Genomic DNA, 589 nt, shown 5'->3' with positions numbered 1-589 from the left:
CCGCCGCAGCGTGCCCTGGCGCGCTGCGGCGGGTTTGCGGCCGTCTTGGAGGAAATAACGCGCGCGGCAGACTTGCCGCACGCGTCGCGCTGTCAAAAAAGCTCCGGCCGACCGCAAAAGGTCAGCCGGGGCATGCCGTGTCAGGCGGCTTCGGCCAATGCCTGCGCCTGTTGGGTGCTCTCGTCATCGGCCACTTCCGCAGGCTCTTGTGCTTCGTCCTGCGTTGCAGCGGCTTCCGTCACGACCTCCGGCGCCCGGAACATCGCTGGCAGCCAGCCGCTGCCCACTGCCAGCCGCTCGGCCTCGGCAGCGATCTGCGGCTTCTTGAGCTTGGCGAGCCGGTGCATCTCACCCGGTGCGAACACCTGCACCGCTTCCAGCGCCTTGGCCTTGGACACGTGCTCGAAGTAGCCCGCAGCGGTCGGCGTCCACCACTGCCCCATGTCCAGGCCCACGGCCTGCGCCAGCAGCGCGGCGGGCCGTTCGCCTTCGCGCGACGTGATCGCGCGCACCGTGTAGCCGACGCACACCGCCAGCAAGGACAGCAGTTCTGAACCACACCGGCTTTCGAGGAGGCCTGTTGGCTTGA

General features: G+C 68.8%; 1 pseudogene. It reads right to left on the bottom strand.

From position 1 onward, the window contains the following. Positions 1 to 140: 140 nt before the first annotated feature. A pseudogene (locus tag APY03_RS42760) lies at positions 141 to 589 on the bottom strand (chromosome partitioning protein ParB); the annotation flags it as partial.

The organism is Variovorax sp. WDL1, assembly GCF_001541225.1.
GTDB lineage: Bacteria > Pseudomonadota > Gammaproteobacteria > Burkholderiales > Burkholderiaceae_C > Variovorax.
Note: the sequence above shows the minus strand (reverse complement) of the source record. Positions and strands in the feature narration are given on the sequence as shown.